At 69.2% G+C, this 26,355-nt stretch carries 25 protein-coding genes; 17 read left to right on the top strand and 8 right to left on the bottom strand.

The window, feature by feature from the left end; translation table 11 throughout:
- The first annotated feature begins 189 nt into the window (after nt 1-189).
- The gene (locus D3218_RS00780) at nt 190-1,608 is read left to right on the top strand and encodes an MATE family efflux transporter (protein WP_119537994.1); all 1,419 of its coding nucleotides are present in this window, start codon (nt 190-192) and stop codon (nt 1,606-1,608) included.
- On the opposite strand, the gene D3218_RS00775 is transcribed toward D3218_RS00780, so the two are convergent.
- The gene (locus tag D3218_RS00775) at nt 1,598-2,875 is read right to left on the bottom strand and encodes an L-fuconate dehydratase (protein WP_119537993.1); all 1,278 of its coding nucleotides are present in this window, start codon (nt 2,873-2,875) and stop codon (nt 1,598-1,600) included. The genes D3218_RS00780 and D3218_RS00775 overlap by 11 nt on opposite strands.
- A gap of 51 nt (nt 2,876-2,926) precedes the next feature.
- Between D3218_RS00775 and D3218_RS00770 the strand changes: the two genes are divergently transcribed.
- The 7 genes from D3218_RS00770 to D3218_RS00740 all read left to right on the top strand — a co-directional run bounded on the left by D3218_RS00770 (nt 2,927) and on the right by D3218_RS00740 (nt 9,431).
- The gene (locus D3218_RS00770; RefSeq protein WP_119537992.1) at nt 2,927-3,781 is read left to right on the top strand and encodes an IclR family transcriptional regulator; all 855 of its coding nucleotides are present in this window, start codon (nt 2,927-2,929) and stop codon (nt 3,779-3,781) included.
- Complete coding sequence (locus D3218_RS00765; protein WP_119537991.1) at nt 3,778-4,521, top strand: SDR family oxidoreductase; 744 nt, start codon at nt 3,778-3,780, stop codon at nt 4,519-4,521. The genes D3218_RS00770 and D3218_RS00765 overlap by 4 nt, the downstream gene beginning before the upstream one ends.
- Nucleotides 4,522-4,532: 11 nt before the next feature.
- Complete coding sequence (locus D3218_RS00760; RefSeq protein WP_119537990.1) at nt 4,533-4,955, top strand: RbsD/FucU family protein; 423 nt, start codon at nt 4,533-4,535, stop codon at nt 4,953-4,955.
- Nucleotides 4,956-5,138: 183 nt separating this feature from the next.
- Nucleotides 5,139-6,065, top strand: a complete 927-nt coding sequence (locus tag D3218_RS00755) for an ABC transporter substrate-binding protein (RefSeq protein ID WP_119538450.1) — start codon at nt 5,139-5,141, stop codon at nt 6,063-6,065.
- A gap of 261 nt (nt 6,066-6,326) precedes the next feature.
- Nucleotides 6,327-7,874 (top strand): sugar ABC transporter ATP-binding protein, encoded by a 1,548-nt coding sequence (locus D3218_RS00750; protein ID WP_119537989.1) that lies wholly within the window; start codon nt 6,327-6,329, stop codon nt 7,872-7,874.
- Nucleotides 7,875-7,924: 50 nt separating this feature from the next.
- A complete protein-coding gene (locus D3218_RS00745; RefSeq protein ID WP_245414896.1) occupies nt 7,925-8,869 on the top strand; it encodes an ABC transporter permease in 945 nt (314 codons plus the stop codon).
- Nucleotides 8,870-9,044: 175 nt separating this feature from the next.
- Entirely contained in the window at nt 9,045-9,431 is a 387-nt protein-coding gene (locus D3218_RS00740; protein ID WP_168990374.1) for a response regulator, read from the top strand.
- Between the two features lie 19 nt (nt 9,432-9,450).
- Here the strand turns inward: D3218_RS00740 and D3218_RS00735 are convergent, their stop codons facing one another.
- From D3218_RS00735 to D3218_RS00725, 3 genes are read right to left on the bottom strand one after another with little or no spacing between them, the layout of a single operon-like run.
- Nucleotides 9,451-11,142 carry an AMP-binding protein gene (locus D3218_RS00735; RefSeq protein WP_119537986.1) on the bottom strand — a complete coding sequence of 564 codons (1,692 nt, stop codon included), beginning with the start codon at nt 11,140-11,142 and terminating at the stop codon, nt 9,451-9,453.
- Nucleotides 11,139-12,053 (bottom strand): 3-hydroxyisobutyrate dehydrogenase, encoded by a 915-nt coding sequence (gene mmsB, locus D3218_RS00730; protein ID WP_119537985.1) that lies wholly within the window; start codon nt 12,051-12,053, stop codon nt 11,139-11,141. The genes D3218_RS00735 and mmsB overlap by 4 nt, the downstream gene beginning before the upstream one ends.
- 42 nt (nt 12,054-12,095) lie before the next feature.
- Nucleotides 12,096-13,238: an acyl-CoA dehydrogenase family protein gene (locus tag D3218_RS00725; protein ID WP_119537984.1), complete on the bottom strand. Its 1,143-nt coding sequence runs from the start codon at nt 13,236-13,238 to the stop codon at nt 12,096-12,098.
- Nucleotides 13,239-13,473: 235 nt separating this feature from the next.
- Here D3218_RS00725 and D3218_RS00720 point away from each other — a divergent pair, with 235 nt between their 5' ends.
- Nucleotides 13,474-13,830: a hypothetical protein gene (locus D3218_RS00720; protein ID WP_119537983.1), complete on the top strand. Its 357-nt coding sequence runs from the start codon at nt 13,474-13,476 to the stop codon at nt 13,828-13,830.
- Between the two features lie 68 nt (nt 13,831-13,898).
- On the opposite strand, the gene D3218_RS00715 is transcribed toward D3218_RS00720, so the two are convergent.
- The 4 genes from D3218_RS00715 to D3218_RS00700 all read right to left on the bottom strand — a co-directional run bounded on the left by D3218_RS00715 (nt 13,899) and on the right by D3218_RS00700 (nt 18,281).
- Nucleotides 13,899-14,219, bottom strand: coding sequence for a plasmid stabilization protein (locus D3218_RS00715; protein WP_119537982.1), 321 nt, complete (start codon nt 14,217-14,219; stop codon nt 13,899-13,901).
- A gap of 63 nt (nt 14,220-14,282) precedes the next feature.
- The gene (locus D3218_RS00710; protein ID WP_425359275.1) at nt 14,283-14,837 is read right to left on the bottom strand and encodes an SIS domain-containing protein; all 555 of its coding nucleotides are present in this window, start codon (nt 14,835-14,837) and stop codon (nt 14,283-14,285) included.
- Between the two features lie 17 nt (nt 14,838-14,854).
- Nucleotides 14,855-16,144 (bottom strand): L-rhamnose catabolism isomerase, encoded by a 1,290-nt coding sequence (gene rhaI, locus D3218_RS00705; protein WP_119537980.1) that lies wholly within the window; start codon nt 16,142-16,144, stop codon nt 14,855-14,857.
- A gap of 49 nt (nt 16,145-16,193) precedes the next feature.
- Nucleotides 16,194-18,281 (bottom strand): bifunctional rhamnulose-1-phosphate aldolase/short-chain dehydrogenase, encoded by a 2,088-nt coding sequence (locus tag D3218_RS00700; protein WP_119537979.1) that lies wholly within the window; start codon nt 18,279-18,281, stop codon nt 16,194-16,196.
- A 201-nt stretch (nt 18,282-18,482) separates the two neighbouring features.
- On the opposite strand from D3218_RS00700, the gene D3218_RS00695 reads away from it, so the two are divergent.
- The 8 genes from D3218_RS00695 to D3218_RS00660 all read left to right on the top strand — a co-directional run bounded on the left by D3218_RS00695 (nt 18,483) and on the right by D3218_RS00660 (nt 26,352).
- Nucleotides 18,483-19,286 (top strand): DeoR/GlpR family DNA-binding transcription regulator, encoded by an 804-nt coding sequence (locus tag D3218_RS00695; RefSeq protein WP_119537978.1) that lies wholly within the window; start codon nt 18,483-18,485, stop codon nt 19,284-19,286.
- A complete protein-coding gene (locus D3218_RS00690) occupies nt 19,270-19,599 on the top strand; it encodes an L-rhamnose mutarotase (protein WP_119537977.1) in 330 nt (109 codons plus the stop codon). The genes D3218_RS00695 and D3218_RS00690 overlap by 17 nt, the downstream gene beginning before the upstream one ends.
- Nucleotides 19,600-19,603: 4 nt before the next feature.
- Nucleotides 19,604-21,010: an FGGY-family carbohydrate kinase gene (locus D3218_RS00685; protein ID WP_168990373.1), complete on the top strand. Its 1,407-nt coding sequence runs from the start codon at nt 19,604-19,606 to the stop codon at nt 21,008-21,010.
- A complete protein-coding gene (locus D3218_RS00680; protein ID WP_119537975.1) occupies nt 21,007-21,945 on the top strand; it encodes an AraC family transcriptional regulator in 939 nt (312 codons plus the stop codon). Before D3218_RS00685 ends, D3218_RS00680 begins: the two co-directional genes overlap by 4 nt.
- A 110-nt stretch (nt 21,946-22,055) precedes the next feature.
- Nucleotides 22,056-23,141, top strand: coding sequence for an NAD(P)-dependent alcohol dehydrogenase (locus D3218_RS00675; RefSeq protein WP_119537974.1), 1,086 nt, complete (start codon nt 22,056-22,058; stop codon nt 23,139-23,141).
- A gap of 37 nt (nt 23,142-23,178) precedes the next feature.
- Complete coding sequence (locus D3218_RS00670; RefSeq protein ID WP_119537973.1) at nt 23,179-23,904, top strand: SDR family oxidoreductase; 726 nt, start codon at nt 23,179-23,181, stop codon at nt 23,902-23,904.
- Entirely contained in the window at nt 23,843-25,402 is a 1,560-nt protein-coding gene (locus tag D3218_RS00665; RefSeq protein ID WP_119537972.1) for a sugar ABC transporter ATP-binding protein, read from the top strand. The genes D3218_RS00670 and D3218_RS00665 overlap by 62 nt, the downstream gene beginning before the upstream one ends.
- Entirely contained in the window at nt 25,399-26,352 is a 954-nt protein-coding gene (locus tag D3218_RS00660; protein WP_119537971.1) for an ABC transporter permease, read from the top strand. Before D3218_RS00665 ends, D3218_RS00660 begins: the two co-directional genes overlap by 4 nt.
- Nucleotides 26,353-26,355 lie beyond the last annotated feature (3 nt).

The following is a 26,355-nucleotide window of genomic DNA, read 5'->3' as shown; positions in this document are numbered from 1 at the left end:
GTCTGCGTTATTTCGAACGGCTCCAGCCTTGTCAATCAAGTAGGCCGAGCGCGCGCGCATGTCCGCAGGAATTCGTCGCTGCGCCGCAGCATCCGGCTCGTCGGGCCGCTTCGGCGGCGCGCTGGACAGCGCGGCGACCCGGAGCTACCCACCCGCTACCGCCGGCTGGGCGGCGGAGGAGACGGGACCATGGTCGCGCTCGAACGGGACGATACACCCATCGCGGCCGCGACCGCCTCGTGGCGGGCGCACCTGCGCGCCATGCTCGTGCTCGGCATCCCGCTGATCGGCGCGCAGCTCGCGCAGATGTCGATCAACGTGACGAACACGGTGCTGATCGGCTGGCTCGGCCCGGTGGAACTCGCCGCCGCCGTGCTTACGTCGCAGACCTTCTACGTGTTCTGGATGTTCGGCTCCGGCCTCGCCTACGCCGTGATGCCCATGGCGGCGGCCGCGAACGGGCGGGGCGACACGCGCGCCGTGCGCCGGTCGGTGCGTATGGGACTGTGGGCGGTCGGCATCTTCAGCGCGATCGCGATGGTGCCTCTGTGGTTCACCCGCGACATCTTCCTGGCCCTCGGCCAGGACCCGCGCGTCGCCGAACTCGGCGGCCGATACATGCGCATCCTGCAGTGGTCGATGCTGCCCTATCTGGCGACCTTCGTGCTGCGTTCGTACCTGAGCGCGCTGGAGCGTCCGCGCGCGGTGCTGGTGGCCACGGTGGCCGGGGCGATCGTCAACGCCTTCGCCAACTACGCGCTGATCTTCGGCCATTTCGGCCTGCCGGCGCTCGGACTCACCGGATCGGGCATCGCCTCGGTCACGACCTCCGCCTTCGTCCTTCTCAGCCTGATCGCCTACACGCGCGCCGTTCCGGCCTTCGCGCCCTACGACCTCTGGCGCCGCTTCCACCTGCCGGACTGGGAGGCGCTTCGCGAGGTGGCGCGCCTCGGCTGGCCGATCGGGGCGACCATCGTGGCCGAGGTCGGCCTGTTCACCGCCGCGTCGGTGATGATGGGCTGGATCGGCACGGTGGAACTCGCGGCCCATGGTATCGCGCTGCAGCTCGCCTCCACCTCGTTCATGATCCCGCTCGGCCTTTCCAGCGCGGCGACCGTGCGCGTCGGCTCCGCCTACGGGCGGGGCAGCGCCGGCGACGTCGCGCGCGCCGCTCGCGTGGCGATGATGGTCGCGATCGGCATCGCCTTCTTCGCGGCCCTCCTGTTCTGGCTGATGCCCGAGCGCCTGATCGGCCTGTATCTCGACCTCGGCCAGCCGGAAGCGGCCGTCGTGCTGGCGACGGCGGTGCCGCTTCTGGCCGTGGCCGCCGCCTTCCAGCTCATCGACGCCGCGCAGGTCACCGCGAACGGCGTGTTGCGCGGCTTGAAGGACACGCGCACGCCGATGCTGATCGCCGTCGCGAGCTACTGGGCCGTCGGCATGCCGGTGGCCTACACGCTGGCCTTCCCGGTCGGCTGGGGCGGCGTCGGCGTGTGGTGGGGCCTCGCGTCCGGCCTCCTGGTGGCGGCGGTGTCGATGACCGCGCGCTATCTCCAGCGCGAGCGCGGCGGCCTTCTCGTCGCCGCGCCGGCCCAGCTCAGCCCCTGAACAGGTGCGCCTCGATCGAGGCGCGCTTCATCTCGATCGAGAAGCCGGGCGCCTGCGGCGGCATGTAGCGGCCGCCGCGCACGTCGCAGGGATGCACGAAGTGCTCGTGCAGGTGGTCGACATACTCCGCGACACGCCCCTCCATCGTGCCCGACACCACGAGGTAGTCGATCATCGAGAGATGCTGAACGTATTCGCACAGGCCGACGCCGCCGGCATGCGGGCAGACCGGCTTTCCGAACTTGGCGGCCATCAGCATGATCGCGAGGTTCTCGTTCAGCCCGCCGACGCGCGCGGCGTCGATCTGCACCACGTCGATCGCGTCCGCCTGGAGGAACTGCTTGAACATGATGCGGTTCTGGCACATCTCGCCGGTCGCCACCTTGATCGGCGCGACGCCCGCCTTGATCTGGCCGTGGCCGAGCACGTCGTCGGGCGAGGTCGGCTCCTCGATGAACCACGGGCGGAACTCGGCCAGCCGGTTGACCCAGTCGATGGCCTCGCCGACCTCCCAGACCTGGTTGGCGTCGATCATCAGCGTCCGATCCGGCCCGATCTCCTCGCGCACGATCCGGCAGCGCCGGATGTCGTCCTCTAAGTCCCGCCCGACCTTGAGCTTGAAGTGGGTCCAACCCTCGGTCATGCCCTCGCGGCAGAGCCGGCGCATCTTGTCGTCGTCGTAGCCGAGCCAGCCGGCCGACGTCGTGTAGGTCGGATAGCCACGCTCGGCCAGAACCCGCAGCCGCTCCGCCTTGCCCTCGGCCGCGCGCTCGAGGATCGCGCGGGCCTCCTCGCGCGTCAGCGCGTTGCCGAGATAGCGGAAGTCCACGAGCCCGAGCACCTCGTCCGGCGTCATGTCGGCGAGGAGCTGCCAGACCGGCTTGCCCACGCTCTTCGCCCAGAGGTCCCAGACCGCGTTCACCACGGCGCCGATCGCCATGTGCATCACGCCCTTGTCGGGCCCCAGCCAGCGCAACTGGCTGTCGCCGGTGATTCGCCGCCAGAACGCCCCCATGTCGGCGGCGACCTCCTCGATCGACATACCCACCACGCGGTCGGCCGCCGCGCGGATCGCCAGCGTCACGAGATCGTTTCCCCGCCCGATGGTGAAGGCGAGGCCATGCCCTTCCAGAGCCCCTTCGGTGCGCAGCACCACATAGGCTGCGGAGTAGTCCGGGTCGGGATTCATCGCGTCCGACCCGTCCAGCTTCATGGACGTGGCGAAGCGGATGTCGAAGGTTTCGTGGCTGATAATTGTGGTGGACATGCCGTTCGGTTCCTGTTCATATATGAAAACTGAAATCACCAGCGGAACCGCATGTCAATCGACCGACAGGAAACGCTTTCCGAGGATGGAGCCCGCTACAGCGCCCCGGCGCTGGAGAAGGGTCTCGACATCCTGGAGCACCTGTCGAGCACGCGGGCGGCGCTCAATCTCGGCGAGTTGGCCGACGCGCTGGGACGCACGCGCAGCGAGATCTTCCGCATGGTCGCGGTGCTGGAGGCGCGGGGCTATCTCGACCGCGCCGGGACGGACCGGTTCGTGGTGGCCGACAAGCTGTTCCGGCTCGGGCTCAATCGTCCGCTGCACCGCTCGTTGACCGAGGCGGCCCTGCCCGTCATGCGCGACTTCGCCGAGACGACGGGTTATTCCTGCCATCTCGCGGTGCCCAGCGGCACGCAGATGGTGGTGATCGCGCGGACGGAAAGCGTGTCGCATATCGGCTTCTCGGTTCGCATCGGCTACCGCCAGCCCTTGGTGCGCACGGGTTCGGGCCACTGCCTTCTCGCCTTCATGAGCGAGCGGCGGCGCGAGCGCACGCTCTCCGCGATCGCCGAGGAGGAGCCCGGCTTCGACTTCGGCGATCTCGACGCCCGGCTCGACCGGTTCCGCCGCGCCGGGCGCATCGTGCGCGCCTCGGGCATCACCGACGGGGTGACGGACGTGTCGCTACCGATCTTCGACCCTGAGGACACGGGCGCGGTGGCCGCGCTGACCTGCCCCCATCTGCGCATCCTGCACAATCCGGTGGAGCCGGAGGAACTGGCCGACGAGGTCGCGCGCGCGGCAGGGCGCATCAGCGCCGCGCTGGCCGCGCCGATCGCGGCACCGTCGGACACCATCGATCCGGCGCCGCCGCGCGCCGCAATGCCCAGGGGAGAGCGCATTTGACCGAACGTCTGAAAGGCCAGCGTGCCGTGGTGACCGCCGCCGCCCAGGGCATCGGCCGCGCCACCGCCCTCGCCTTCGCCCGCGAGGGCGCCGAGGTGATCGCCACCGACATCAACGCCGAGCGCCTCGCCGAGCTCGAGTCCGAACCGGGCATCACGACCCGTCGCCTCGACGTGCGCGACGGCGCGGCGATCGCCGCCTTCGCGCAGGAGACCGGGCGCGCGGACATCCTCTTCAACTGCGCCGGCTTCGTGCATTCCGGCACGATCATGGACTGCACGGAAGAGGAGTTCGACTTCGCCTTCGAGCTCAACGTGAAGTCGATGTACCGCATGGTTCGCGCATTCCTGCCGGCGATGATCGACGGCGGCGGCGGCTCCATCGTCAACATCGCGTCGGTCGCCTCCTCCGTGATCGCCGCGCCCAACCGCTTCGTCTACGGCGCGTCCAAGGCCGCGGTGATCGGGCTCACCAAGTCCGTCGCCGCCGACTTCGTGGGCCAGGGCATCCGCGCCAACGCGATCTGCCCGGGCACGGTGGAAAGCCCCTCGTTGGAAGACCGGATGCGCGCCACGGGCGATCTCGACGCCGCCCGCCTCGCCTTCGCCGCGCGCCAGCCCATGGGCCGTCTCGGCCGGCCGGAGGAGATCGCGGCGCTCGCCGTCTACCTGGCGGCGCCCGAGTCCGGCTTCGTCACCGGCCAGGCCGTCTCGATCGACGGCGGCTGGACCAACATCTGAGGAAGGACGGCATGCTCCGCGACATCCATCCCCTGCTCGGCCCGGACCTGCTGCACGCCCTGCGCTCCCTCGGCCACGGCGACGAACTGGTGATCTCCGACGCGAACTTTCCCTCGCATTCGTTGGGACCGCGCGTGGTGCGCCTCGACGGCGTCGACGCGGTGGCGGCGGCGGACGCGATCCTGACCCATCTGCCGCTCGATACGTTCGTGGACGCCGCGGCATTCCGCATGGAGGTCGTCGGCGACCCTGCCGCGGTGCCGCCGATCGCCGAAGAGTTCGCCGAGGTCGTGCGCCGCCGTGCGGGCGACTTCCCGATCCGCTCGCTGGAACGCTTCGCGTTCTACGAGCGAGCCAAGACCGCATGCCTGATCGTCGCGACCGGGGAGACACGCCATTACGGTAACCTCATCCTGAAGACAGGCGTGCTGTAAACCGCCGTATACTTAATGTTTCCGGTTGAAAAGCACTTGCCAATCAACCGGACCATGGATACGGTTCAACTATACTGTTATCAATAAGAACCGTAAAGAACGGTCTATTTGGTGGAGGAAATCTCTGTGACCAGACTGAACATCACTCGCCGGCTCGCGCTCGCCGGAATCGCCGCGGCCACGATGGCCCTCGCCCTGCCGGGCGGCGCCGCCATGGCCCAGCAGCCCACCATCCCGATCATCGTGAAGGACACGACCTCCTTCTACTGGCAGATCGTGCTGGCCGGGGCGCGTCAGGCCGGCAAGGATCTCGGCGTCAACGTTCCCGAGCTCGGCGCGCAGGCCGAAACCGACATCAACGGCCAGATCTCCATCCTGGAGAACGCCGTGGCGGGTAGCCCCGCCGCGATCGTGATCGCGCCGACCGAGCGCACCGCTCTCGGCCCCCCGATCACCGAGGCGGCTCAGTCCGTTCCGATCATCGGCATCGACTCGGGCGCCGATTCGGACGCCTTCACCTCGTTCCTCACCACCGACAACGTCCAGGGCGGCCGCATCGCCGCCGACGGCCTTGCGGCGGCCATTAAGGCCAAGACCGGCAAGGAAGAGGGCGAGGTCGCGCTGATCACCAACACGCCGAACGCCGGCTCGCTGGAGGAGCGCAAGAAAGGCTTCATCGAGCAGCTCGCCAAGCATCCGGGCCTGAAGCTGGTCGCCGACCGCTACGCCGACGGCCAGGCCGCCACGGGTCTCAACATCACCACCGACCTTCTGACCGCCAACCCGAACCTCGTCGGCATCTTCGCTTCCAACCTGATCATGGCGCAGGGCGCCGGGCAGGCGGTTGCGGAGAACGGCGTGAAGGACAAGCTGGCGCTGATCGGCTTCGACAGCGACGAGCGCCTGGTCAGCTTCCTTCAGGACGGCGTGATCTCCGGCCTCGTGGTGCAGGATCCGTATCGCATGGGCTACGACGGCATCAAGACGGCGCTCGCCGCCTCCAAGAAGGAGAGCGTCGAGAAGACCGTGGATACGGGCGCGAACCTCATCACGACCGAGAACATGAACGACGCCCGGTCGCAGGAACTGCTGAACCCCAAGGTCAACTGACGATCATCGACCGGAGGGCGGCGCCAGCCGCCCTCCGCCTCTTCGCGTCGGTCAAGACCTCGCCGGTCCGGCCCCGCAGCCGCTTCGATCCCGAGCCGGTCGCCGCCTGCCCCATGCGCCGCATGGGTCGCAGCGGCTTCGCGACCCGGCGATCGGAGACTGCGGGGCGCGCCGGGTTCCGCCGACGCTTCCGACGCCCGCTCGGGCGCGCCCTCCGCCGCGGCGGCCGGGGCGCCTCGACGCCGCGATCCCGAGGGTTCCATGTCCCCAACGCCGAACGATCCCCTGCCCGTCGACATCCATCCGACGTCCGACCCCATCCCCGCCGCGGGCGCCACCATTCTGGAGCTCAAGGAGCTGGAGAAGCGCTACGGCCCCGTGCTCGCGCTCAAGCCCGCCTCCCTCGCCTTCCGGGCCGGCGAGGTCCACGCCATCGTCGGGGAGAACGGCGCGGGCAAGTCGACCCTCATCAAGCTGCTGACGGGCGTCATCCGGCGCTCCGGCGGCGAGATCGTCTGGCAGGGCGAGCCGGTGGATCTCGCCACCCCGCAGGAGGCGATCGACCACGGCATCAACGCCGTTCACCAGGAGGTCGTGCTGTGCCGCCACCTGTCGGTGGCCGCCAACATCTTCCTGGGCGACGAGAGCGTGCGCTACGGCATGCTGCAGAAGCGGAAGATGAACGAGGCCGCCCAGGCGATCCTCGACGATCTCGGCTTCCAACTGCCCGCCGAGGCCGAACTGGGCACGCTGACGATCGGCCAGCAGCAGCTCGTTGCCACGGCTCGCGCCTCGCTGCGCGGCACCCGCTTCCTGATCTTCGACGAGCCGACCGCCTACCTCACCCGGCAGGAAGCCGCGCAGCTCTTCACGCTGATCCGCCGCCTCAAGTCGGAAGGCGTGACCATCGTCTACATCAGCCATCGCATGGAGGAGATCTTCGAGTTGGCCGACCGCGTGTCGGTGCTGCGCGACGGCACCATGGTGGGCACGCGGCTGATCGGCGAGACCAACGACGCCGAGCTGGTCGCGATGATGATCAACCGCTCGCTCGACCAGATCTATCACAAGGAGGAGGTACCGCTCGGCGCCCCTCTGATCGAGGCGCGAGAGCTGTCGGGCGCCGGTTTCTCGGACGTCTCGCTGACGGTGCGTGCGGGCGAGATCGTCGGCCTCTACGGGCTGATCGGTGCCGGGCGCAGCGAGTTCGCGCTCAGCCTGTTCGGTCGCAACCCGAAGACCGCCGGTCAGATCCTGTGGAAGGGCGAGCCGGTCCAGATCTCCAACGAGCGCAAGGCGATCGATCTCGGCATCGCGCTGGCGCCCGAGAGCCGGCGCGACCAGGGGCTGGCGCTGAACCTTCCCATCGGCTTCAACCTCAATTTGCCGATCTACGACCGGCTGACGCGCGGGATCACCATCTCGTCGCGCATGGAAGCCGAGCACGCCGAGCGCCAGATCAAGAACCTCGCGATCAAGACGCCGAGCCGCCGCTCGCTCGCATCCTCCATGTCGGGCGGCAACCAGCAGAAGATCGTCATCGGCAAGTGGCTGAACCACGGCGCCGAGGTCTTCATCTTCGACGAGCCGACCGTCGGCGTCGACGTCGGCACCAAGGCCGAGATCTACCGGCTGTTCGGCCAGCTCCTTCGGAACGGCGCAGGCATCCTCCTGATCTCGTCCTACCTGCCGGAGGTCTACGAGCTCGCCGACACGCTGCACGTCTTCCGCGGCGGGCGCCTGGTCGGCACTTCCGGCTTTCACCAGTCCACGCACGAGGACATTCTCACCCAGGCCATCGGCGTCTGAACGAGGCGAACATGACCATTCAAAGCTCCAACGCCGACGCCGTGGCTTCCATGAAGAAGCCCCGCCGCAACTTCGGCTTCCTGTTCGCACTGACCCTTCTGGGTCTCCTGGTCGCCCTCTGGGTCTTCCTGGCCTTCGCGACGCCGACCTTCGCCACCACGAACAACATCTCCAACCTGCTGCGGCAGGGGTCGATGATCGCGATCCTGGCGATCGGGCAGACCTTCGTCATCATCACCGCCGGCATCGACCTCTCGGTGGGCGCGGTGGTCGGCTTCTCGACCACGGTGATCGCCTGGCTGCTTCAGGCCGGCGTGCCGGTCTGGCTGGCCGTGATCCTGACCCTTCTGATGGGCCTTGCCATCGGCATGTTCCACGGGTTCGGCATCGTGAAGATGGGCCTGCCGCCCTTCATCATCACGCTTGCGACGCTGACGGCGCTGCGCGGCATCGGCCTCGTGATCACCAACGGCTCGACCATCTCGATCGCCGACCGGTCCTTCAACGAGTTCTCGCGCAACAGCTTCCTCGGCATCCCCAACCTGTTCTGGATGGTGATCCTGGTCGCGGTGCCCGCCTTCGTCTTCCTGCACCGCTCGCGCTTCGGCCGCTATCTCTACGCGGTCGGCTCCAACCCGGAGGCCGCGCGTCTGTCCGGCGTCAGCGTCTCGCGCACCATCTACATGGCCTATTCGCTCTCGGCGCTCTGCGCGGCATTCGTGGGCGTGCTCCTGGCGACCCGCATCGGCGTCGGCAACGCGACGCAGGCCGAGGGGTGGGAGCTCCAGGCCATCGCCTCTTCCGTGATCGGCGGCACCAGCCTCTTCGGCGCGGTGGGCTCGGTGCACGGACCGCTGATCGGCGCCTTCATCCTCGCCACGATCAACAACGGCGCCAACCTCCTGAACGTCAATTCGTTCTGGCAGCGGATCATCACCGGCGTCCTGATCATCGTGATCGTCTATTTCGATCAGCTCCGCCGCCGGCGCGGTTGAGCGCAACGCCTCCGAGGGACGGCGGGCGGACCGAAACGGTTCGCCCGCCGTCTTTTCTTTCGCGAGGAACTTTTGGCTCAAACCCCGCCTTAACCGTCATTGCAGAGTATAGGGTTTGAGCAGGATCGCCTTCCATGGACCGGTGGGGCGGCGCGGACTGGAAAACGAGGGTTCGGTGGCAGCGACGAAGGCCGCGTTGGCGGGCAAGCACGTTCTCGTGGTCGAAGACGAGTTTCTGGTCGCGATCGACATCGAGGCGGAGTTGCACGAACGCGGCGCGCGGGTGACCTGTGCCGGCACGCTGCCGATCGCCGAGGCCTGCGCCAAGCGCGAGCAGTTCGACGCCGCCATCCTCGACGTGAATCTCCACGGCAAGACGTCCTACCCGGTGGCCGATTACCTCCGGCAGAACCAGATACCGTTCGTGTTCCACACCGGTCAGGGCGAGAAGCGCACGCTGGCCGAACGCTATCCCGGCGTCGAGGTCTGCAACAAGCCCTGCGACGGAACGGCACTCGTCTCGATCCTCGGCCGGGTCATCGCCGGCGACGAGACCGCCTGAACGGTCCGGCCCGCGCCGATCAGCCCGCGAGCTCGCGCTCGGAGAACTGCGCCAGAACCGCGTCGTCGCGGATTTCGCCCCCGTCGAGGCGCCGAAGCTCGACGCGGCGAATCTTGCCCGACACCGTCTTCGGCAGCTCCGACACGATCACCAGCTCGCGGATCCGCTTGAACGGCGCAAGCCGTCGGGACGCATGGGCGTGGATCGAGCGCGCCGTCTCGAGGTCGGCCCGCGCCCCGTCGGCGAGGGCCACGAAGGCTCGGGGGACGGCCAGCCGAAGCGAATCCGCCAACGGTACGACGGCCGCCTCCCGCACGCTCGCGTGCTCGATCAGGACGCTTTCCAGCTCGAACGGGCTGATGCGGTAGTCCGACGACTTGAAGACGTCGTCGGAACGGCCGACGAAGGTCAGCCCGCCGCCTTGGTCGCGGAAGGCGACGTCGCCCGTCCGGTAGAGCGCGCCGTCGGCGCCCGTCAGCGTGCCGTCGTCGCGCAGGTAGCCCGTCATCAGGCCGGCCGGCCGGGACGACCCGAGCCGAAGGCACACCTCGCCCTCGTCGGCCGGGTTGTCGTCGGCATCGAGGATCTCGATCTCGTAGCCCGGCAGCGGGCGGCCCATGGAACCGGGCGCCGCGGCGAGGCCGGGCGCGTTGGCGACCATCGCCGTTGTCTCGGTCTGTCCGTAGCCGTCGCGAATCCTCAGGCCCCAGGCGGCCGAGACCCGTTCGATCACGTCCGGGTTCAGCGGCTCCCCCGCGGCGCAGAGCTCGCGCAGGCTGTGCGGCACGGCGGCCAGGTTCTCCTGCACCAGATGCCGCCATACGGTGGGCGGGGCGCAAAGCGTCGTCGCGCCTGCCTTCCCGATGGCGTCCAGCAGGACCTTGGCGTCGAAGCGGGTCTGGTTCACCACGAGCACGCAGGCTCCCGCGTTCCACGGGGCGAAGAACGAGCTCCAGGCATGCTTAGCCCAGCCGGGAGACGACACGTTGAGATGCACGTCGCCCGGGCGCAGGCCGAGCCAGTACATGGTCGTCAACGCGCCGACCGGATAGGACCGGTGGGTGTGCAGCACGAGCTTGGGCTTGGCCGTCGTGCCGGACGTGAAGTAGAGGAGCAGCGGATCGTCCGAACGCGTCTCTCCCTCCGGTCGGAAGTCGGCCGACGCGTCCATCCGTGCGTCGAGCGAGGTCCAGCCGGGCGGAACGCTCGCCCCGGCCACGAGACGCAGGCCACGGAAGCCCGCCTCGTCCACCTTGGCGCACTGGCCCAGGTCGGTGACCACCGCCTTGACGCCGCCCCGTTCGATCCGGTCCTCCAGCTCGCTCGCCGTCAGGAGGAGCGTTGCGGGAATCACCACAATGCCGAGCTTGAAGGCCGCGAGCATCACCTCCCAGAGCAGCGGCTCGTTGCCCATGAGCAGCAGCAGACGGTCGCCGCGCGCCAGCCCTTGCGCGCGCAGGAGGTTGGCGAGCCGGTTCGAGCGCTGCGACAGTTCGACGAAGCTCAAGCTTGTCTCGCGCCCCTCGGCGCAATCCACGATCCGCAGCGCAGGGCGGTGCCGCGTCGCGGGGTCGGCAGCCAGCACCGCGTCGAACCACTCCAGCGCCCAATTGAACGTCGCGGGCTCGGGCCAGCGGAAGCCCGCCCGCGCGGCGTACAGGTCGTCGCGATGGGCGAGCAGGAAGTCGCGGGCCTCTCGAAGCGTGGTCATCGTCCGCCCTCCGCATCGGCGGGCGCCGGCCCGCGCAGGAATTCGATCATCGCGGAAAAGTCGCGCTCGCCGCCGCCCTCTTCCACGAAGCGGTCGAACAGCGAGCGGGCCAGGGCGCCCATCGGCGTCTCCAGACCCGCGTCCCCCGCCGCGGCCTGCGAGAGGCCGAGGTCCTTCGACATCAGCGCCGCCGCGAAGCCCGGCCGGTAGCCATTGTTGGCGGGCGAGGCCGGCACCGGCCCCGGCACGGGGCAATAGCTCGTGAGCGACCAGCACTGGCCGGAGGACTTCGACGCCACGTCGAACAGCGCCTGATGCGACAGGCCGAGCTTCTCGGCCAGGGCGAACGCCTCGCAGACACCGACCATGGAGATGCCGAGAATCATGTTGTTGCAGATCTTCGCCGCCTGTCCGGCTGCGGCCGCGCCGCAATGGACCATTCGGCCGGCCATCGGCTCCAGGATCGGCCGCGCCCGCTCCACCGCCGCCGCGTCGCCGCCCAGCATGAAGGTCAGCGTGCCGGCCGTTGCGCCGCCCGTGCCGCCCGAAACGGGCGCGTCGACGGATTGGAGGTCGCGCGCGGCCGCCGATGCGTGGATCGCCTGCGCGCTCGCGATGTCGATGGACGAGCAGTCGATGTGCAGGGCACCCGTCGCAAGAAGCGGGTAGGCCTCCTCGCACACGGCGGCGACGTGCCGCCCGGCAGGCAGCATGGTGACGAGCACATCGGCGTCGGTTACCGCCTCGACGAGCGTCGCCGACACCTCGATGCCGGCCGCCCGCGAGGCCTCGACGGCCGTCGGCGAGGCGTCGAAGGCGCGCACGTGCGTCCCGGCGCTGAGAAGACGCGACACCATCGGCCTCCCCATGTTGCCGAGGCCCACGAAGGCGATGGTGGGATTGGCTGTCATCAAGGCCCTCCTCCGATGATCGAGCGGAACGGTCGAGTGGCCTCAGCGGCCCATCACCTGCCGCGCCACGATCACCCGCATGATCTCGTTGGTTCCTTCGAGGATCTGATGGACCCGAAGATCCCTGACGATCTTCTCCAGTCCGTAGTCTGCCAGGTAGCCGTAGCCGCCCAGCATCTGCAGCGCCTCGTTGGCGACGGCGAAGCCCTTGTCGGTGCACACGCGCTTGGCCATGGCGCAGAGCGTGGTCGCGGCCGGGTCGCTGGCGTCGAGCGCCGCGGCGGCGCGCCAGAGAATGCTGCGCCCGACCTCGAGGTCGGTGGCCGCATCCGCCATTCGGAAGCGCAGCGCCTGGTGCTCCGCCAGCCGCTTTCCGAAAGTCCGGCGTTCGTTCATGTGGGCGACGGCCCTGTCCAGCGCGGCCCAGGCGCCGCCGAGCGAGCAGGCGGCGATGTTGAGCCGGCCGCCGTCCAGCCCGGCCATGGCGATGGCGAAGCCCTGCCCTTCCGCGCCGAGCCGATGGGCGACGGGCACGCGGCAGTTCTCGAAGATCAGGGCGCGCGTCGGCTGAGCGTTCCAGCCCATCTTGCGCTCGTCGGCGCCGAAGCTGAGGCCGGGTGTGTCGCCCGGCACCACCAGCGCCGAGATGCCGGAGGGCCCCTCGCCGCCCGTGCGCGCCATCACGACGTAGAGATCGGCCAGCCCGCCGCCCGAGATGAACTGCTTCGCTCCGTCCAGCCGATAGGTGTCGCCCTCCAGCGTCGCGCGGGTTCGCAGAGCGGCGGCGTCGGAACCGGCGTCGGGTTCGGTCAGCGCATAGGCGGCGATCGCCTCCATGCTGGCGAGCTTCGGGATCCAATGCTCGCGAAGGGCAACCTCGCCGTGGCGGGCGATCATCCCGGTCGCCATGTTGTGGATCGAGAGGAACGCCGCCACGCTCGGACAACCGGTGGCCAGCGCCTCGAAGATCAGCGCGGCGTCGAGCCGACCGAGACCCGAGCCGCCAGCCGCCTCGTCCACATAGATCGCGCCCATGCCGAGCGCGGCGGCCTCGCGCAGCGTCTCCACCGGCAGGCGACGCTCGCGGTCCCACTCCCCGGCGAAGGGAGCCATCCTGTCCGCCGCGAACTCGAGGGCCATCGCACGGATGGCCTCCTGGTCCGCGCCAAGCGCGAAAGCGTTCATTCGTTCCTCCCGCCCGGTCGCATCTTCGTCGGCCTTCGGCGATTCTCACCGGACGATAGCGCGCGGCGGGCGGCCGGGCCAAGGGCGACGACGCGTTGGAAAGCTCGCGCCGAGGAGAAGAGGGCACGGGCGGCGGAACAAAAGCCGCGCCGAGCGCATTTCGTCCTCAGTCCGTTATCTGCGACTTCGGAAACGTTGCTTGCGGTTGGTTCAACAGTCACTTTGGGGAGTATCCATGAACCGCCTGATGATCGCCCTCGCCGCTTCGGCCCTCCTGTCCACGGGCGCCCTCGCCCAAACGTCCGAGACGTCCAATCCGGTGCCTGCCACGAGCGCGGGCGAAGAATCCGCAATGCCGGCCGATGCCGCCAGCACAGTGATCGTGCCCGGCGACGCACCCGCCGCCTCGACCGCCGCCAACACCAGCACGGTTCCCGTGCCGGGCAACGACAGCGGCATCGGGTCCACCATGCCGGCGGAGGCTGCGAGCACCGTGGTGGTGCCGACCGACGCGACGCCGGTTCCCGCCGACACCTCCGTGCCGGTTCCGGGAACCAGCGCGGGCGACGACACGACCGTCAAGACCAACTGATTTCACCTAATTGATGGAGGCGCCGGTCCGTAGGGCCGGCGCCTTCGTCTTGCCCGGTCGACCGACGGTCACGCTTGAGGCTGCCTCGCCTCTGCGTTGCGCTTGCGGGTTGCAGCCGCCTTCCTGGTCGACGCGGATCGCTCGGCCGCCGTGCGCGAAGCGGACACCTTGCCGCCCTTCTCCCCGCCCTTGCGCGCCGAGGCGTGAGACTCGGGATGCCCTCGCCCCGATCCGCTCTTGTTGCCGCCGCCGCTGTCCTTGTTGACCGTTGCCCAAGCGCGGCTTTCCGCCTCGGCTTCCGGCACGCCGCGTGACTCGTAGCTTTCGGCGATATGGCTCGCCTTGCGTTGCTGCTTGTCGGTATATTTCGACTTGTCGCCTCTCGGCATCGGAACCTCCCCAAGACGGATACGACGCAAAAACCGGCCGTCCGCCCCGCGAGTTCCGGGCCGCTACTCCATGTTCGTGTGGTTGGCGCGCATCGCCTCCGGGCTGACGTCGAGCAGCGTCTTCAACTTCAGCACCATCACCTCGAACAGCACGAACAGCGCGCCCTCGAAGAGCGAGCCCATCGGCAGAACCGAGGTCGCGGCATCGCCCTGGTCGTCGGCCATGGTCTGCGCGGGCACGGTGAGCACGAAATCGGCCATCCGCGGCACGCGGCCCTCGGGCTGCGCCGTCACCACGACCACTTGCGCACCGGCGGTCCGGGCGACGCCGACCAGCGCCACGGCGGTGGAGATTTCGCCCGGTCCGCACACCACGAAGAAGAGATCGCCCGGCCCCAATGCCGGCACGGTCATGTCGCCGACCACCGAGACGGCGCGACCGAGGTGGAACAAGCGCATGGCGAAGCCCTTGACCTGCAGCCCCTCACGCCCGCCGGCATAGACGCAGACATGGCGGGCCGAAGCGACGCGTCGGCACGCCTCGTCCACTGCCACGTCGTCGATCGCGTTGGCGACCGTGGCGAGTTCCTCGATCGCGGTCCGGTAGAGGTTGGTCAAGACAGGTTCCTCCCTTGTCATACGATGCCGCCGCCCGTCGCCCGCGCGGCGGGACGCTCGGCGGCGACGCGGGCACGGTAGCCGCTGGCCCTGTAGGCCGCGACGGGGTCGATAGCCCCGCCCGCATCGAGCCGAGCTCTCGCCAAGATCGGTCCCACGTCGCTTCGGAAGCCGGCCTTGAGCGTCTCGGAAGCCATCAGGGCGTCGTTCGCGTCCTGATGGCCGCGAAGCGCCTCGCGATCCACCAGCAGCGCCTGCGCATAGGCGCGACGGATTTCGTCGGCCGATCGGATCAGGCTCTCGATCGGGTCGGTCACGTTGTGCGACTGGTCGATCATGTAGGACGGCCCGAGCGCGTCGAGCCGTCCGCCGGCCTCCACCAGTTCGTTGAAAACCAGAAACAGCCGGAACGGATCGATGGAGCCGGCGTCGAGATCGTCGTCTCCGTATTTCGAATCGTTGAAGTGGAACCCGCCGAGTTTGCGAGCATGGATCAGGCGCGAGACGATCTGCTCGATGTTGACGTTCGGTGCATGGTGACCGAGATCCACGAGACAGAACGCACGGTCTCCGAGCTCCACGGCCGTCATGTAGTTGGTGCCCCAGTCGGCCATCACGGTGGAGTAGAAGGCCGGCTCGTACATCTTGTGTTCGCAGAACACGCGCCAACCGTCCGGCAGTCCGGCGACCACTTCCTTCATCGCGCCGAGATAGCGGTCGAAGGCGCGGCCGAGGTCGCTCTGGCCGGGAAAGTTCGAGCCGTCGCCGATCCAGACCGTCAGCGCCTTGGAGCCGATGGCTTCGCCGAGTTCCATCGTTTCGATGTTGTGCGCCACGGCCTGCGCCCGGACCGCGGCGTCGGCGTGCGACAGGGAGCCGAACCTGTAGGACAGCGGCTGGCGCGGATCGTCCGGGTGGTCCTGGAACGTGTTGGAGTTCATCGCGTCGAAGCCGAGGCCGAGCTCGGCGGCCTTGGCCCGCAGGTCGGCCGGGTCCGCCCGGTCCCAGGGAAAGTGCAGCGACACGGTAGGCGTCGCGCGCCCGAGGTCGTGGATCGCCGCGCAGTCGTCCAGCTTCTCGAAGATGCCGCGCGGCTCGCCGGGCCCGGGAAAGCGCGCGAAGCGCGTGCCGCCCGTGCCGACGCCCCAGGACGGCACGGCGACCGAGAAGCCAGCGACCTGCCTCGTCACGGCGTCGATCGAAACGCCGCGGCGCGCCAGCCGCTCGCCCAGCGCCGCGTAGTCGGCCTCATGGTCCGCGCGCAGCTTCGCGTTGGATGCCTCGATCACGTCGCGGCCGATTCTCATGGCGTGCCCTCCCCGGCTGCCGGATGGATGGGCGCTGGACGAAGCCCGTTCAGCGCGTGAAGGAGATCTGGTTGCCGGCGTCGACGTTGAGGATGTTGCCGGTCGACTTGGCGGACAGGTCGCTCGCCAGGAAGAAGACCGCTTCGGCGATGTCCTCCGGGAAGACCGAACGCTTCAGAAGCGAGCGGGCGCGGTAGTGCTCCTCGAGTTGGTCCTCTCCGATCCGCGACGAGGCGGCCCGCTGCTCGCGCCACTCGCCGCTCCAGATCTTGGAGCCGCGCAGCACCGCGTCGGGGTTCACCGTATTGACCCGGATGCCGGCCTCCGCGCCTTCCAGCGCCAGGCACCGCGCGAGGTGGATCTCGGCGGCCTTGGCTGTGCAGTAGGCCGAGGCCCCGGCCGAGGCGGCCAGCCCGTTCTTGGACGCGATGAACACCACCGCGCCCCCGAGCTTCTGGCGGCGGAACAGGCGGAAGGCCTCGCGCGACACCAGGAAATATCCGGTGGCGAGGATGTCAATATTGCGGCTCCAGACCTCCAGCGTCGTATCCTCGATCGGCGAGGCGGAGGCGATGCCGGCGTTGGACACGAGAATGTCGAGCCCGCCATATTCCGCGACCGCCTCGATGAAGCCGCGCTCCACCGCCGCCTCCTCCGTAACGTTCACCAGCACGCCCCGCACCTGATCGGCGCCGAAGGCCTTGGAGAGTTCCGCCTTCGCGGTGTCTAACGAGCCGGCGTCGATGTCGGCAAGCACGACGCAGGCGCCCTCGCGCAGAAGCCGCTCGGCGCTCGCCCGCCCGATGCCGCCCGCCCCGCCGGTGACGAAGGCGACGCGGCCCGCCAGCGACTTCGGCCGCCGCATGCGCTGGAGCTTGGCCTCCTCCAGAAGCCAGTACTCGATGTCGAAGGCTTCCTGCTCGTCGAGCCCCTGGTAGACGTCGACGCCCGATGCGCCGCGCATCACGTTGATGGCGTTGCGATAGAACTCGCCGGCGATGCGCGCGGTCGCCTTGTCCTTGGCGAAGGAGATCATGCCGACGCCCGGCACGAGGTAGATCACCGCGTTAAGATCGCGGATCGCCGGGCTGTCCGCGTGGCGGCACCGTTCGTAATAGGCGCGGTAGCCGTCGCGATAGGCCTCGATCGCCGCGTCGAGGCCCGCCACCGTCGCCTCGACATTCTCGTCGAACGACAGGACGAGCGGCCGGATCTTGGTCCGCAGGAAATGGTCCGGGCAGGACGTGCCGAGCGCGGCCAGAGGCTCGAGGTCGCGCGATCCGACGAACTCGAGCACCGCATCCGTATCGTCGAAATGGCCGATCTTGCGCTCGTCCATGCCGATGCGGGCGCGGATCTCGGGCATCAGGCGCGCGGCGATGCGGCGGCGCTCTTCGGCCGGCAGCGCGGCCCTCGCCTCGCCGCCGAAGACGGCGGTGCCCGCGAGACGGCCGTCGAACCATTCGATGGCGCGATTGATGATGCGCAGCGTCGTCTCGTAGCAGTCCTGCGCCGTGTCGCCCCAGGTGAACAGGCCGTGGCTTTCGAGGACGACGCCCTTCGCGTCCGGATGCTCGGCGGCGAAGCGCGACAGTTCGAGGCCGAGTTCGAAGCCGGGACGGCGCCAGCCGAGCCAGCCGATCTCGTCGCCGTAGACCTCCCGCGTCAGCTCGCGGGAGCGCCTCGTCGCGGCGATGGCGATCACCGCGTCCGGATGCATGTGATCGACATGCGCATAGGGCAGATAGGCATGCAGCGACGTGTCGATCGACGCCGCGCGCGGATTGAGGTCGAACGTGCAATGGTTGAGGAGGCCGACCATCTCGTCCTCCTGCTCCACGCCGCGATAGATCGAACGCAGCCGCTCCAGCTTGTCCATGTAGAGGGTGGCGAATCCGTCGAGCCGCATCGTGCCGACGTCGCCGCCCGAACCCTTCACCCACAGGACGGTGACGTCCTCGCCGGTGAGCGGATCGGCTTGCCGCACCTTGGCCGAGGTGTTGCCCCCGCCGAAATTGGTGATCCTCTTGTCGGAACCGAGGAGATTGGATCGGTAGAGGAGGCGCTCCGGCTCGCTCATGGCGGCGGCACGCGCGTCGTCCCAGCGGTTCTCCAGCAGTTTCGTCGCCCCGCCCATCGCCAACCCCTCGTGGATATTGCCGCCCGGCGCATCGATCGTCAGCCTGGGATCGGCGCGGGGACCATCGGCCGGATGCGGCACCGTGTCAACACAAACGCTCACGATCGATCATGATGCAGCGCACAATGACGGGATATGATCGCCCGTGATTGACAAGCCGCGACGGGCCGCGCAAACCTTCGTGGCGGGAGGAGACGGATGCACGAGCGCGAACGCCAGCGGATGATCCTGAGCGCCCTCAAGGGGCGCTCCGTGGGCACCGTGCAGGAATTCGCCGCGCTCACCGGAGCATCGGAGGCGACGATCCGGCGCGACATCCAGGCGCTGTCGCTCGCCCGGCGCCTGCGCAAGGTTCGTGGGGGCGCCGAGGCGCTGGCCTCCGCCGTACCCGTGCTGCCCGGCGGCTCGAACTTCGCCCTGGCGCAAACCGTCCATGTGGCCGAGAAGCGTGCCATCGCCCGCGAGGCGGCGCGCCTCTGCGAAGAGGACGACGCGGCCATCGTCAACGGCGGTTCGACCACGTTCCAGATGGTCCATTTCCTGACCGACGCCAGCCTCCAGATCATGACCAACTCGTTTCCCATCGCCGAACACCTGCTCCAGCACTCGCGCTGCTCGGTGCTGCTTCCGGCGGGCGCCGTATACCGCGCCCAGGGACTGATCCTTTCTCCCTTCGAGGCGGACGGCACGGCGCATTTCCGCGCGCGGCGCATGTTCATGGGCGTCCAGAGCGTCTCGGCCCTCGGCCTGGCCGAGACCGATCCGCTGATCATCCAATCCGAGCAGCGGCTGATGCGTCAGGCCGACGAGCTGGTGATCCTCGCCGACCGTTCGAAGTTCGCCAACCGGTCGAGCCTGCTTCTCGCCCCGTTGGAGCGTGCCCAGGTCGTCGTCACCGACGACGGCGTTTCCGACAAGGACGCCGCGATGGTGGAGGCGGCGGGCGTCCGTCTGATCGTCGCCACGGTGGAGCGAGGAGGCGTCAATGGCCACGGCGCATGAGGAGACCGTGGCCTTCCGCATGGTGCTGCGGCCCGGCGGCGCGGCGGAATACCGGCGTCGCCACGATGCGATCCCCGCCGAGCTCGTCGCCCTGCTGCGCGAAGCGGGCGTCCGCGACTATTCGATCCACCTCGACCCCGAGACGCACCACCTGTTCGCGACGCTGAAGCGGCCGTCCGACCACGGGATGGATGCCCTGCCCGCCCACGAGGTCATGCGACGGTGGTGGGCGTCGATGGCCGACATCATGGAGACGAACCCGGACGCATCGCCCGCCGTCACGCAACTCGAACCCATGTTCAGGATGGACTGAGCGCATGGATCGCCCCGCCCGCCACGTCGCCGTGATCGATATCGGCAAGACCAACGCCAAGGTCGTGCTGCACGACCTGGCGGAGCGGCGCGACCTCGCCTTCCGCTCCATCACGAACGAGGTGCGGCGCGATGGGCCCTATCCGCATTTCGATCTCGACCGCCTCTTCGCCTTCGTCGTGGCCTCGCTCGGCGAGGTCGCGGCGGGGCACGCGCCGGACGCCATCGCCATCACCACCCACGGCGCCTCGATCGTGCTGGTGGACGAGACCGGCCTGTCGCTGCCGATGCTGGACTACGAGTTCGACCTCGCCGGGCCCGAGAGCGACGCCTACGAACCCCTTCGGCCGGATTTCGCCGAGACCCTGTCCCCCCGCATGGCCCAGGGCCTCAATGTCGGACGCCAGCTCTTCTGGCTCCAGAGCCGCTTCCCCGACGCCTTCGCGCGGACGCGCCACATCCTGACCTATCCGCAGTACTGGGCCTGGCGCCTCACCGGCGTCGCCTCGGTGGAGACGACCTCGATCGCCTGCCACACCGACCTCTGGTCGCCCCCCGCCGGCGCCTGTTCCTCGCTCGTCGCGCGAATGGGCTGGGGGGCGCTGCTGCCGCCGCTGCGCACCGCCTTCGACACGCTCGGGCCCTTGCTTCCCGAGATCGCGCGGCAGGCCGGGCTGGCCGACCGCAACGCCATTCCCGTCCTGTGCGGCATCCACGATTCCAACGCGTCGCTGCTGCCGCATCTCCTCTCCCGCCCGGCGCCCTTCGCCGTGGTCTCTACGGGAACGTGGGTCGTGTGCTTCGCCGTCGGCGGCCGACGCGACACGCTCGACCCCGCCCTCGGCACATTCAGCAACGTCGATGCGTTCGGCCGGCCCGTGCCGTCCGGCATCTTCATGGGCGGGCGCGAGTTCGATGCGCTGACCGGCGGCGAAGCGGAAGCGCCGGACGAGGCCGTGCTCGCCTCGGTGGTCGAGCGCGGGATCATGGCGCTGCCGGGACAGACAGCCGGCAGCGGGCCGTTTCCGCGGGCGCGCGGCGGCTGGTCGGTGGAGCCGGGCGCGCTGTCTCGCGCCGAACGCACGGCCGCCGCCAGTCTCTACGCCGCGCTCGCCACGAACGAGGTGCTGCGCGTGATCGGCGCGGACGGCCCGACGGTGGTGGAAGGGCCGTTCGCGCGCAACGACGCGTTCCTGCGCGCCCTTCGGCAACTGACCGGGCGCCCCGTCGCCGCTCCCCTGGAGGGAACCGGCACCAGCGCCGGTGCGGCGCTCCTGGCGCTTGGCCCAAATGCGGCGATCGAACCCGCCGCGGAACGGGTTATCCCCGACACGCCGCTGCCCGACCTCGGCCGCTATCGCGAGATGTGGCTCGCGGCGGCCGAGGTCCGAAAGGTGGAGGAAACGGCATGACGATCGGCCGCCCGGACACCGCCACGCCCGCCGCCGGCAGCGACCCCGCGCTCGAGATCATCCTGCGGGGGCCGGGCGAATCCTTCCGCTGGGCGAAGCACGACTATCCCCATCATCTGGCGAAGTGGCATAGACACCCGGAATACGAGCTCCATCTCGTCACCTCCGGTCGCGGCCGCATGATGATCGGGGACTATGTCGGCCCGTTCCAGGAAGGCTGCCTCGTGCTGGCGGGCCCGAACCTGCCGCACAACTGGATCAGCGACCTCGAACCCGGCGCGAGCCTTCCGAACCGCGACATGCTCGTGCAGTTCGACGCGGCGGTCACCGACACGCTGGTCGGCGGCTTCGCCGAGTTCGCCGACCTGCGATGCCTCCTGCGCGATGCGGCGTTCGGCGTGGAATTCACCGGCGCGACCGCCGAGCGCGCGCGCATGAAACTTTGCGCGATGGAGCACGAGCGCGGCGCTGGGCGACTGGTGTCCTTCCTGTCGCTCCTCGCGGATCTGGCTGCCCGGCCGGAGGAGCGCCGGGTCCTGGCGCGATGCGCGCCCTCGCTCGGGCTGCATACCTCCGCCTCGCGCCGCCTCGACCGGGTGATCGCGTTCATCACGGAGCGCTACGCCAGCGACATCTCGCTCAGCGACGCGGCGACCGTCTGCAACATGGAGGTGACGGCGTTTTCTCGTTTCTTCAAGCACCAGACGGGCCATAACTTCACGTCCTACGTGAACCGGCTGCGCGTCCAGCAGGCCTGTGCCCTGCTGGCGGGCAGCGAGATGCCGGTCACGAGGATCTGCTACGAGGTCGGATACAACAACACGGCCAACTTCAATCGGCAGTTCCACGCCGTATGCCAGCAGACCCCGTCCGCCTATCGCGACGAGTCGCGTCGCATCCGCGCGCACCGCCTCGACCAGACGCGCGCGGCCTGACGTGGAAGCCAAGAAAGTTTGCAAAGGCGCCCATAGACGCGTCGCCCCGAACCGCGCCGCCCCCTAGCGTCGGGCGGGCACGAACGAGGACCACGGGAGAAGATCGGACCATGCGGGACATCGAAGCGCTGAAGGCGAAGACGCAGGGCGACCGGCGCGCGCTGGTGTTGGAAGGCAAGGACAGTCTGGCGCTGCGCGACTGCCCCGTGGACGAGACGCTCGGCGCCCACGACGTTCGGATCGCCATCCACACGGTCGGCATCTGCGGCTCCGACGTCCACTACTACACGCACGGCGCCATCGGCCCCTTCGTGGTGCGCGAGCCGATGATCCTCGGCCACGAGGCGTCCGGCATCGTCACCGAGATCGGCTCGGCCGTGACGACGCTCCAGCCCGGCGACCGCGTGTGCATGGAGCCGGGCATCCCTGACCCCAACGGACGCGCCACGCGCCTCGGCCTCTACAACCTCGATCCGGCCGTCCGCTTCTGGGCGACGCCGCCGATCCACGGCGTGCTGCGCCCGAGCGTCGTCCACCCGGAAGCCTTCACGTTCAAGCTGCCGGACAACGTCTCCTTCGCCGCTGCCGCCATGGTGGAGCCGCTCGCCGTGGGCGTCCACGCCGTGACCAAGGCCAAGGCCGCGCCCGGCAACGTCGCGGTGGTGATCGGTGCGGGGCCGATCGGCCTCGTCACGGTGCTTGCCGCGCTGGCCGGCGGCTGCGCCCACGTGATCGTCAGCGACGTCGACGACACCAAGCTGGAGATCGCCCGCAAGCTCGGATCGGTCTCCACGGTCAACGTGGCGCGCGAGGACCTCGCCGAAGCGGTGAAGGCGCGAACGGACGGCTGGGGCGCCGACGTGATCTACGAATGCGCCGGATCGGAACGGGCGATCGCCACCATCTTCGAGCCGCTGTGCCCAGGCGGTGTGGTGGTGTTCGTCGGCATTCCCCTGTCCAAACCGTCCTACGACGTGTCGCGGGCCATGCTGAAGGAAGCGCGCGTCGAGCACGTCTTCCGCTACGCCCACGTCTTCCCGCGCTGCGTCGCCATGCTGGCGTCGGGCGCCGTGGACGTGTCGCCGCTCATCACGCGCCGGTTCACCTTCGACCAGAGCGTCGAGGCCTTCGAACTCGCGGCCAAGGCGCCCAAGGGCGAGGTGAAGATGCAGATCGAGATGGGACTGGAGGACTAGGCTCCATCTCGTCCACCACGTTTTGGGAGGAACGAGGATGGATTTCAAAGGCAGGACCGCCATCGTGACCGGCGCCGGAAAGGGCATCGGCCGCCATGTGGCGACACTTCTGGGAGAGCGCGGGGCGCGGGTGGTGGCGCTGGGTCGGACCCGCAACGACCTCGACGCGCTGGCGGTCGAGACCGGATGCCGCGCGATCGCGGTGGATCTCGCCGACGCGGCGGCCGCGCGGAGGGCCGCCGCCGAGGCCCTGCCCGCCGACCTTCTCGTGAACTGCGCCGGGATCAACATCCTGGAGCCGTTCCTCGAGATGAAAGACGAGTCCTTCGACACCGTGCAGGCGATCAACGTTCGCGCGGCGGCGATCGTCTCGCAGGTCTTCGCCCGCGACCTGATCCGCCGCGACGCGCCGGGCGCGATCGTCAACGTCTCGTCGATCTCGTCTTTCCTCGGCTTCCGCGACCATGCCGCCTACTGCGCCTCCAAGGGCGCGCTGGACGGGCTGACGCGCGTCATGGCCAACGAGCTCGGACCCCACCGCATCCGCGTCAACGCCGTGAACCCCGGCGTGACCATGACCGAGCTCGCGCGCGTCGCTTGGAGTGCGCCGGAGAAGGGCGGCCCGATGCTCGCCCGCACCCCCGTCGGCCGCTTCGCCGAGACGCGGGACGTGGCGGAGGCGATCCTGTTTCTCCTGTCGGATGCCGCGGCCATGGTCCACGGCCACGCCCTTCCGGTGGAAGGGGGCTTCCTTGCGAACTGAGGCGGAGCCCATCGTCGCGTTGCGGGCGATCGAGAAGTCGTTCGGGCCGGTGTCGGTGCTGAAGGGCGTCGACTTCGACCTTCGCCCCGGCGAGGTCCACGCCCTGATGGGCGAGAACGGCGCCGGCAAGTCCACCCTGATCCGCATCATGTCGGGCGCGCACCAACCTAATGCGGGAACGGTGGAGATCGACGGCCGGGCCCGCCGGCTCGACGGCCCGCGCGACGCGCAGGACCGGGGCATCGCGGTGGTGCATCAGGAGCTCCTGCTGTTTCCCGCCCTGACGGTGGCCGAGAACATCTTCACCGGCCACGCGCCGCGCACGCCGCGCGGCACGCTGGACTGGGGCGCAATGCGACGCGACGCGCGCGCGATCCTCGACCGGCTCGACTGCCCGGACCTCGACGTGGACGAGACCGTGTCGAAACTGTCCGTCGCCAACCGCCAGCGCGTCGAGATCGCCCGCGCCCTCTCGCGCAACGCGCGCGTCCTCGTCATGGACGAGCCGACGGCGGCCCTCGCGGAGGCGGACGTGCGCCGCCTGCTCGACGTGGTGCGCTCGCTGCGGGCCGAGGGCGTCGGCATCGTCTACGTCAGCCACCGGATGAACGAGATCTTCGAGATCGCCGACCGCGTCACGGTGCTGCGCGACGGCGGCACCATCGCCACCCGCCCGGTCGGCGAGGTGACGGAAGCGGCCCTCGTGTCGATGATGGTCGGCCGCGACATCGACGAGCTGTTCCCCAAGGAGGACATCCCGATCGGCGAGACGGTCCTGGAGGTGCGCGGCCTCGCACACGCCGGCAAGGTGCGCGACGTCTCCTTCGCCGTGCGCGCCGGCGAGATCCTCGGCATCGCGGGGCTCGTCGGCTCGGGCCGCACCGAGCTCGCCCAGACGATCTTCGGCGTCACGCCCGCGACGGAGGGCGAGATCCTGATCGACGGGCGGCCGGTGACGGTGGGCAGCGTGCGGGAGGCGATCGACAGGCGCATCGCCTACGTGCCGGAGGACCGCGCCCAGCACGGTCTCGTCCGCCCGCAGACGATCCGCGAGAACGTCTCCATGGCGATCCTCGACCGGCTCACCCGCCGCTCGGTGGTCGACACGTCCCGCGAGACGGCGCTGGCCGAGGACGCGATCCGGCGCTTCGCCATTCGCGCGCGGGGCCCCGGCCAGGTGGTCGCGCAACTGTCCGGGGGCAACCAACAGAAGGTCGTGATCGCCAAGTGGCTGGCGACCGACCCGCGCATCCTGATCCTCGACGAGCCGACGCGCGGTGTCGACGTCGGCGCCAAGACCGAGATCCACAAGCTCATGAACCAGCTCGCCCGCCAGGGGCTCGCCATCATCATGATCTCCAGCGAACTGCCCGAGGTGCTCGGCATGAGCGACCGCATCCTGGTGATGAACGGCGGCCGCATGACCGCCATTCTCGACCGGTCCGAGGCGACGCCCGACACCGTGGGCACGGCCATGATGACGGGGCACGCGGCATGAGGGGCCCGACGCTCTCGCGGCGCCTCTCGGCGTCGGGGCAGGAGATCCTCCTGCTGGCGGCGCTGGTAGCGCTGTTCCTGGTGGTCGGCTGGATCAATCCGCGCTTCGTCTCGCAGAACAACCTCACCTCCATCTTCGTCGGCAACGCCTATATCGCGGTGGCCGCGATCGGCATGTCGATGGTGATCATCTCCGGCCATATCGACGTGTCGGTGGGCGCGCTGATCGGCGTGCTCGCCACCGTGTCCGGCCTGCTGGTGACCGGCGGCTATCCGGTGTGGCTGTCGTGGCTGCTGCCGGTGCTGCTCGGCGGCGTGGTGAACGCCGGGCTCGGCGTGCTGATCGCCTATCTCAAGGTGCCGTCGATCATCGCGACGCTCGCCATGCTCTCGATCCTGCGCGGCGGGCTCATCACCGTGACGGGCGGCGCCTGGATCTCCGGCCTGCCGCCGAGCTTCCAGCTTGCCCAGTTCCGTCTGTTCGACGTGCCCTCTCCGGTCTGGTTCATGATCGTCATGACGGTCGGCTTCGCCTTCGTCCTGCGCTCCACCGCCTTCGGCCGCGCGATCTACGCGGTGGGCGGCAACCCGGAAGCGGCCGAGGCGTCCGGCATTCCCTACAAGGCGACGATCGTGAAGGTGTTCGCGCTGCACGGCCTAATCGCGGGCGTCTCGGCCACCCTGTTCGCGACGCAGCTCCAGGTCATCCAATCCACCGTACCGAACGGGTTGGAGCTGATCGTGATCACCGCCGCGGTGGTCGGCGGCGTGTCGATCCTCGGCGGCGTCGGCACCGTGGTCGGCTCGACGCTCGCCGCGATCCTGTTCGCCGCCATCGGCTCCTCGCTGATCTTCCTGAACGTGTCGGCCTACTGGCTGCGCGCCGTGCAGGGCATCCTCATCCTCGCGACCGTTCTCGCCGACATGGCGCGACGCGGCCGCACCGGCTGACGC

It is taken from the genome of Aureimonas flava, from assembly GCF_003583935.1.
GTDB lineage: Bacteria > Pseudomonadota > Alphaproteobacteria > Rhizobiales > Rhizobiaceae > Aureimonas > Aureimonas flava.
This window is presented reverse-complemented; position numbering and strand designations above follow the sequence as displayed.

Bases quoted from the DNA above. Each gene is read 5' to 3' on its own strand.
- D3218_RS00735 (WP_119537986.1), bottom strand. From the start codon at position 11,142: ATGACCACGCTTCGAGAGGCCCGCGACTTCCTGCTCGCCCATCGCGAC.
- D3218_RS00665 (WP_119537972.1), top strand. From the start codon at position 23,843: ATGCCGCGGCCATGGTCCACGGCCACGCCCTTCCGGTGGAAGGGGGCT.
- D3218_RS00775 (WP_119537993.1), bottom strand. From the start codon at position 2,875: ATGTCCACCACAATTATCAGCCACGAAACCTTCGACATCCGCTTCGCC.
- D3218_RS00755 (WP_119538450.1), top strand. From the start codon at position 5,139: ATGGCCCTCGCCCTGCCGGGCGGCGCCGCCATGGCCCAGCAGCCCACC.
- rhaI (WP_119537980.1), bottom strand. From the start codon at position 16,144: ATGAGAATCGGCCGCGACGTGATCGAGGCATCCAACGCGAAGCTGCGC.
- D3218_RS00780 (WP_119537994.1), top strand. From the start codon at position 190: ATGGTCGCGCTCGAACGGGACGATACACCCATCGCGGCCGCGACCGCC.
- D3218_RS00695 (WP_119537978.1), top strand. From the start codon at position 18,483: ATGCACGAGCGCGAACGCCAGCGGATGATCCTGAGCGCCCTCAAGGGG.
- D3218_RS00670 (WP_119537973.1), top strand. From the start codon at position 23,179: ATGGATTTCAAAGGCAGGACCGCCATCGTGACCGGCGCCGGAAAGGGC.
- D3218_RS00675 (WP_119537974.1), top strand. From the start codon at position 22,056: ATGCGGGACATCGAAGCGCTGAAGGCGAAGACGCAGGGCGACCGGCGC.
- D3218_RS00680 (WP_119537975.1), top strand. From the start codon at position 21,007: ATGACGATCGGCCGCCCGGACACCGCCACGCCCGCCGCCGGCAGCGAC.
- D3218_RS00745 (WP_245414896.1), top strand. From the start codon at position 7,925: ATGAAGAAGCCCCGCCGCAACTTCGGCTTCCTGTTCGCACTGACCCTT.
- D3218_RS00770 (WP_119537992.1), top strand. From the start codon at position 2,927: ATGTCAATCGACCGACAGGAAACGCTTTCCGAGGATGGAGCCCGCTAC.
- D3218_RS00690 (WP_119537977.1), top strand. From the start codon at position 19,270: ATGGCCACGGCGCATGAGGAGACCGTGGCCTTCCGCATGGTGCTGCGG.
- D3218_RS00685 (WP_168990373.1), top strand. From the start codon at position 19,604: ATGGATCGCCCCGCCCGCCACGTCGCCGTGATCGATATCGGCAAGACC.
- D3218_RS00700 (WP_119537979.1), bottom strand. From the start codon at position 18,281: ATGGGCGGGGCGACGAAACTGCTGGAGAACCGCTGGGACGACGCGCGT.
- D3218_RS00725 (WP_119537984.1), bottom strand. From the start codon at position 13,238: ATGAACGCTTTCGCGCTTGGCGCGGACCAGGAGGCCATCCGTGCGATG.
- D3218_RS00660 (WP_119537971.1), top strand. From the start codon at position 25,399: ATGAGGGGCCCGACGCTCTCGCGGCGCCTCTCGGCGTCGGGGCAGGAG.
- D3218_RS00720 (WP_119537983.1), top strand. From the start codon at position 13,474: ATGAACCGCCTGATGATCGCCCTCGCCGCTTCGGCCCTCCTGTCCACG.
- D3218_RS00750 (WP_119537989.1), top strand. From the start codon at position 6,327: ATGTCCCCAACGCCGAACGATCCCCTGCCCGTCGACATCCATCCGACG.
- D3218_RS00715 (WP_119537982.1), bottom strand. From the start codon at position 14,219: ATGCCGAGAGGCGACAAGTCGAAATATACCGACAAGCAGCAACGCAAG.
- D3218_RS00760 (WP_119537990.1), top strand. From the start codon at position 4,533: ATGCTCCGCGACATCCATCCCCTGCTCGGCCCGGACCTGCTGCACGCC.
- mmsB (WP_119537985.1), bottom strand. From the start codon at position 12,053: ATGACAGCCAATCCCACCATCGCCTTCGTGGGCCTCGGCAACATGGGG.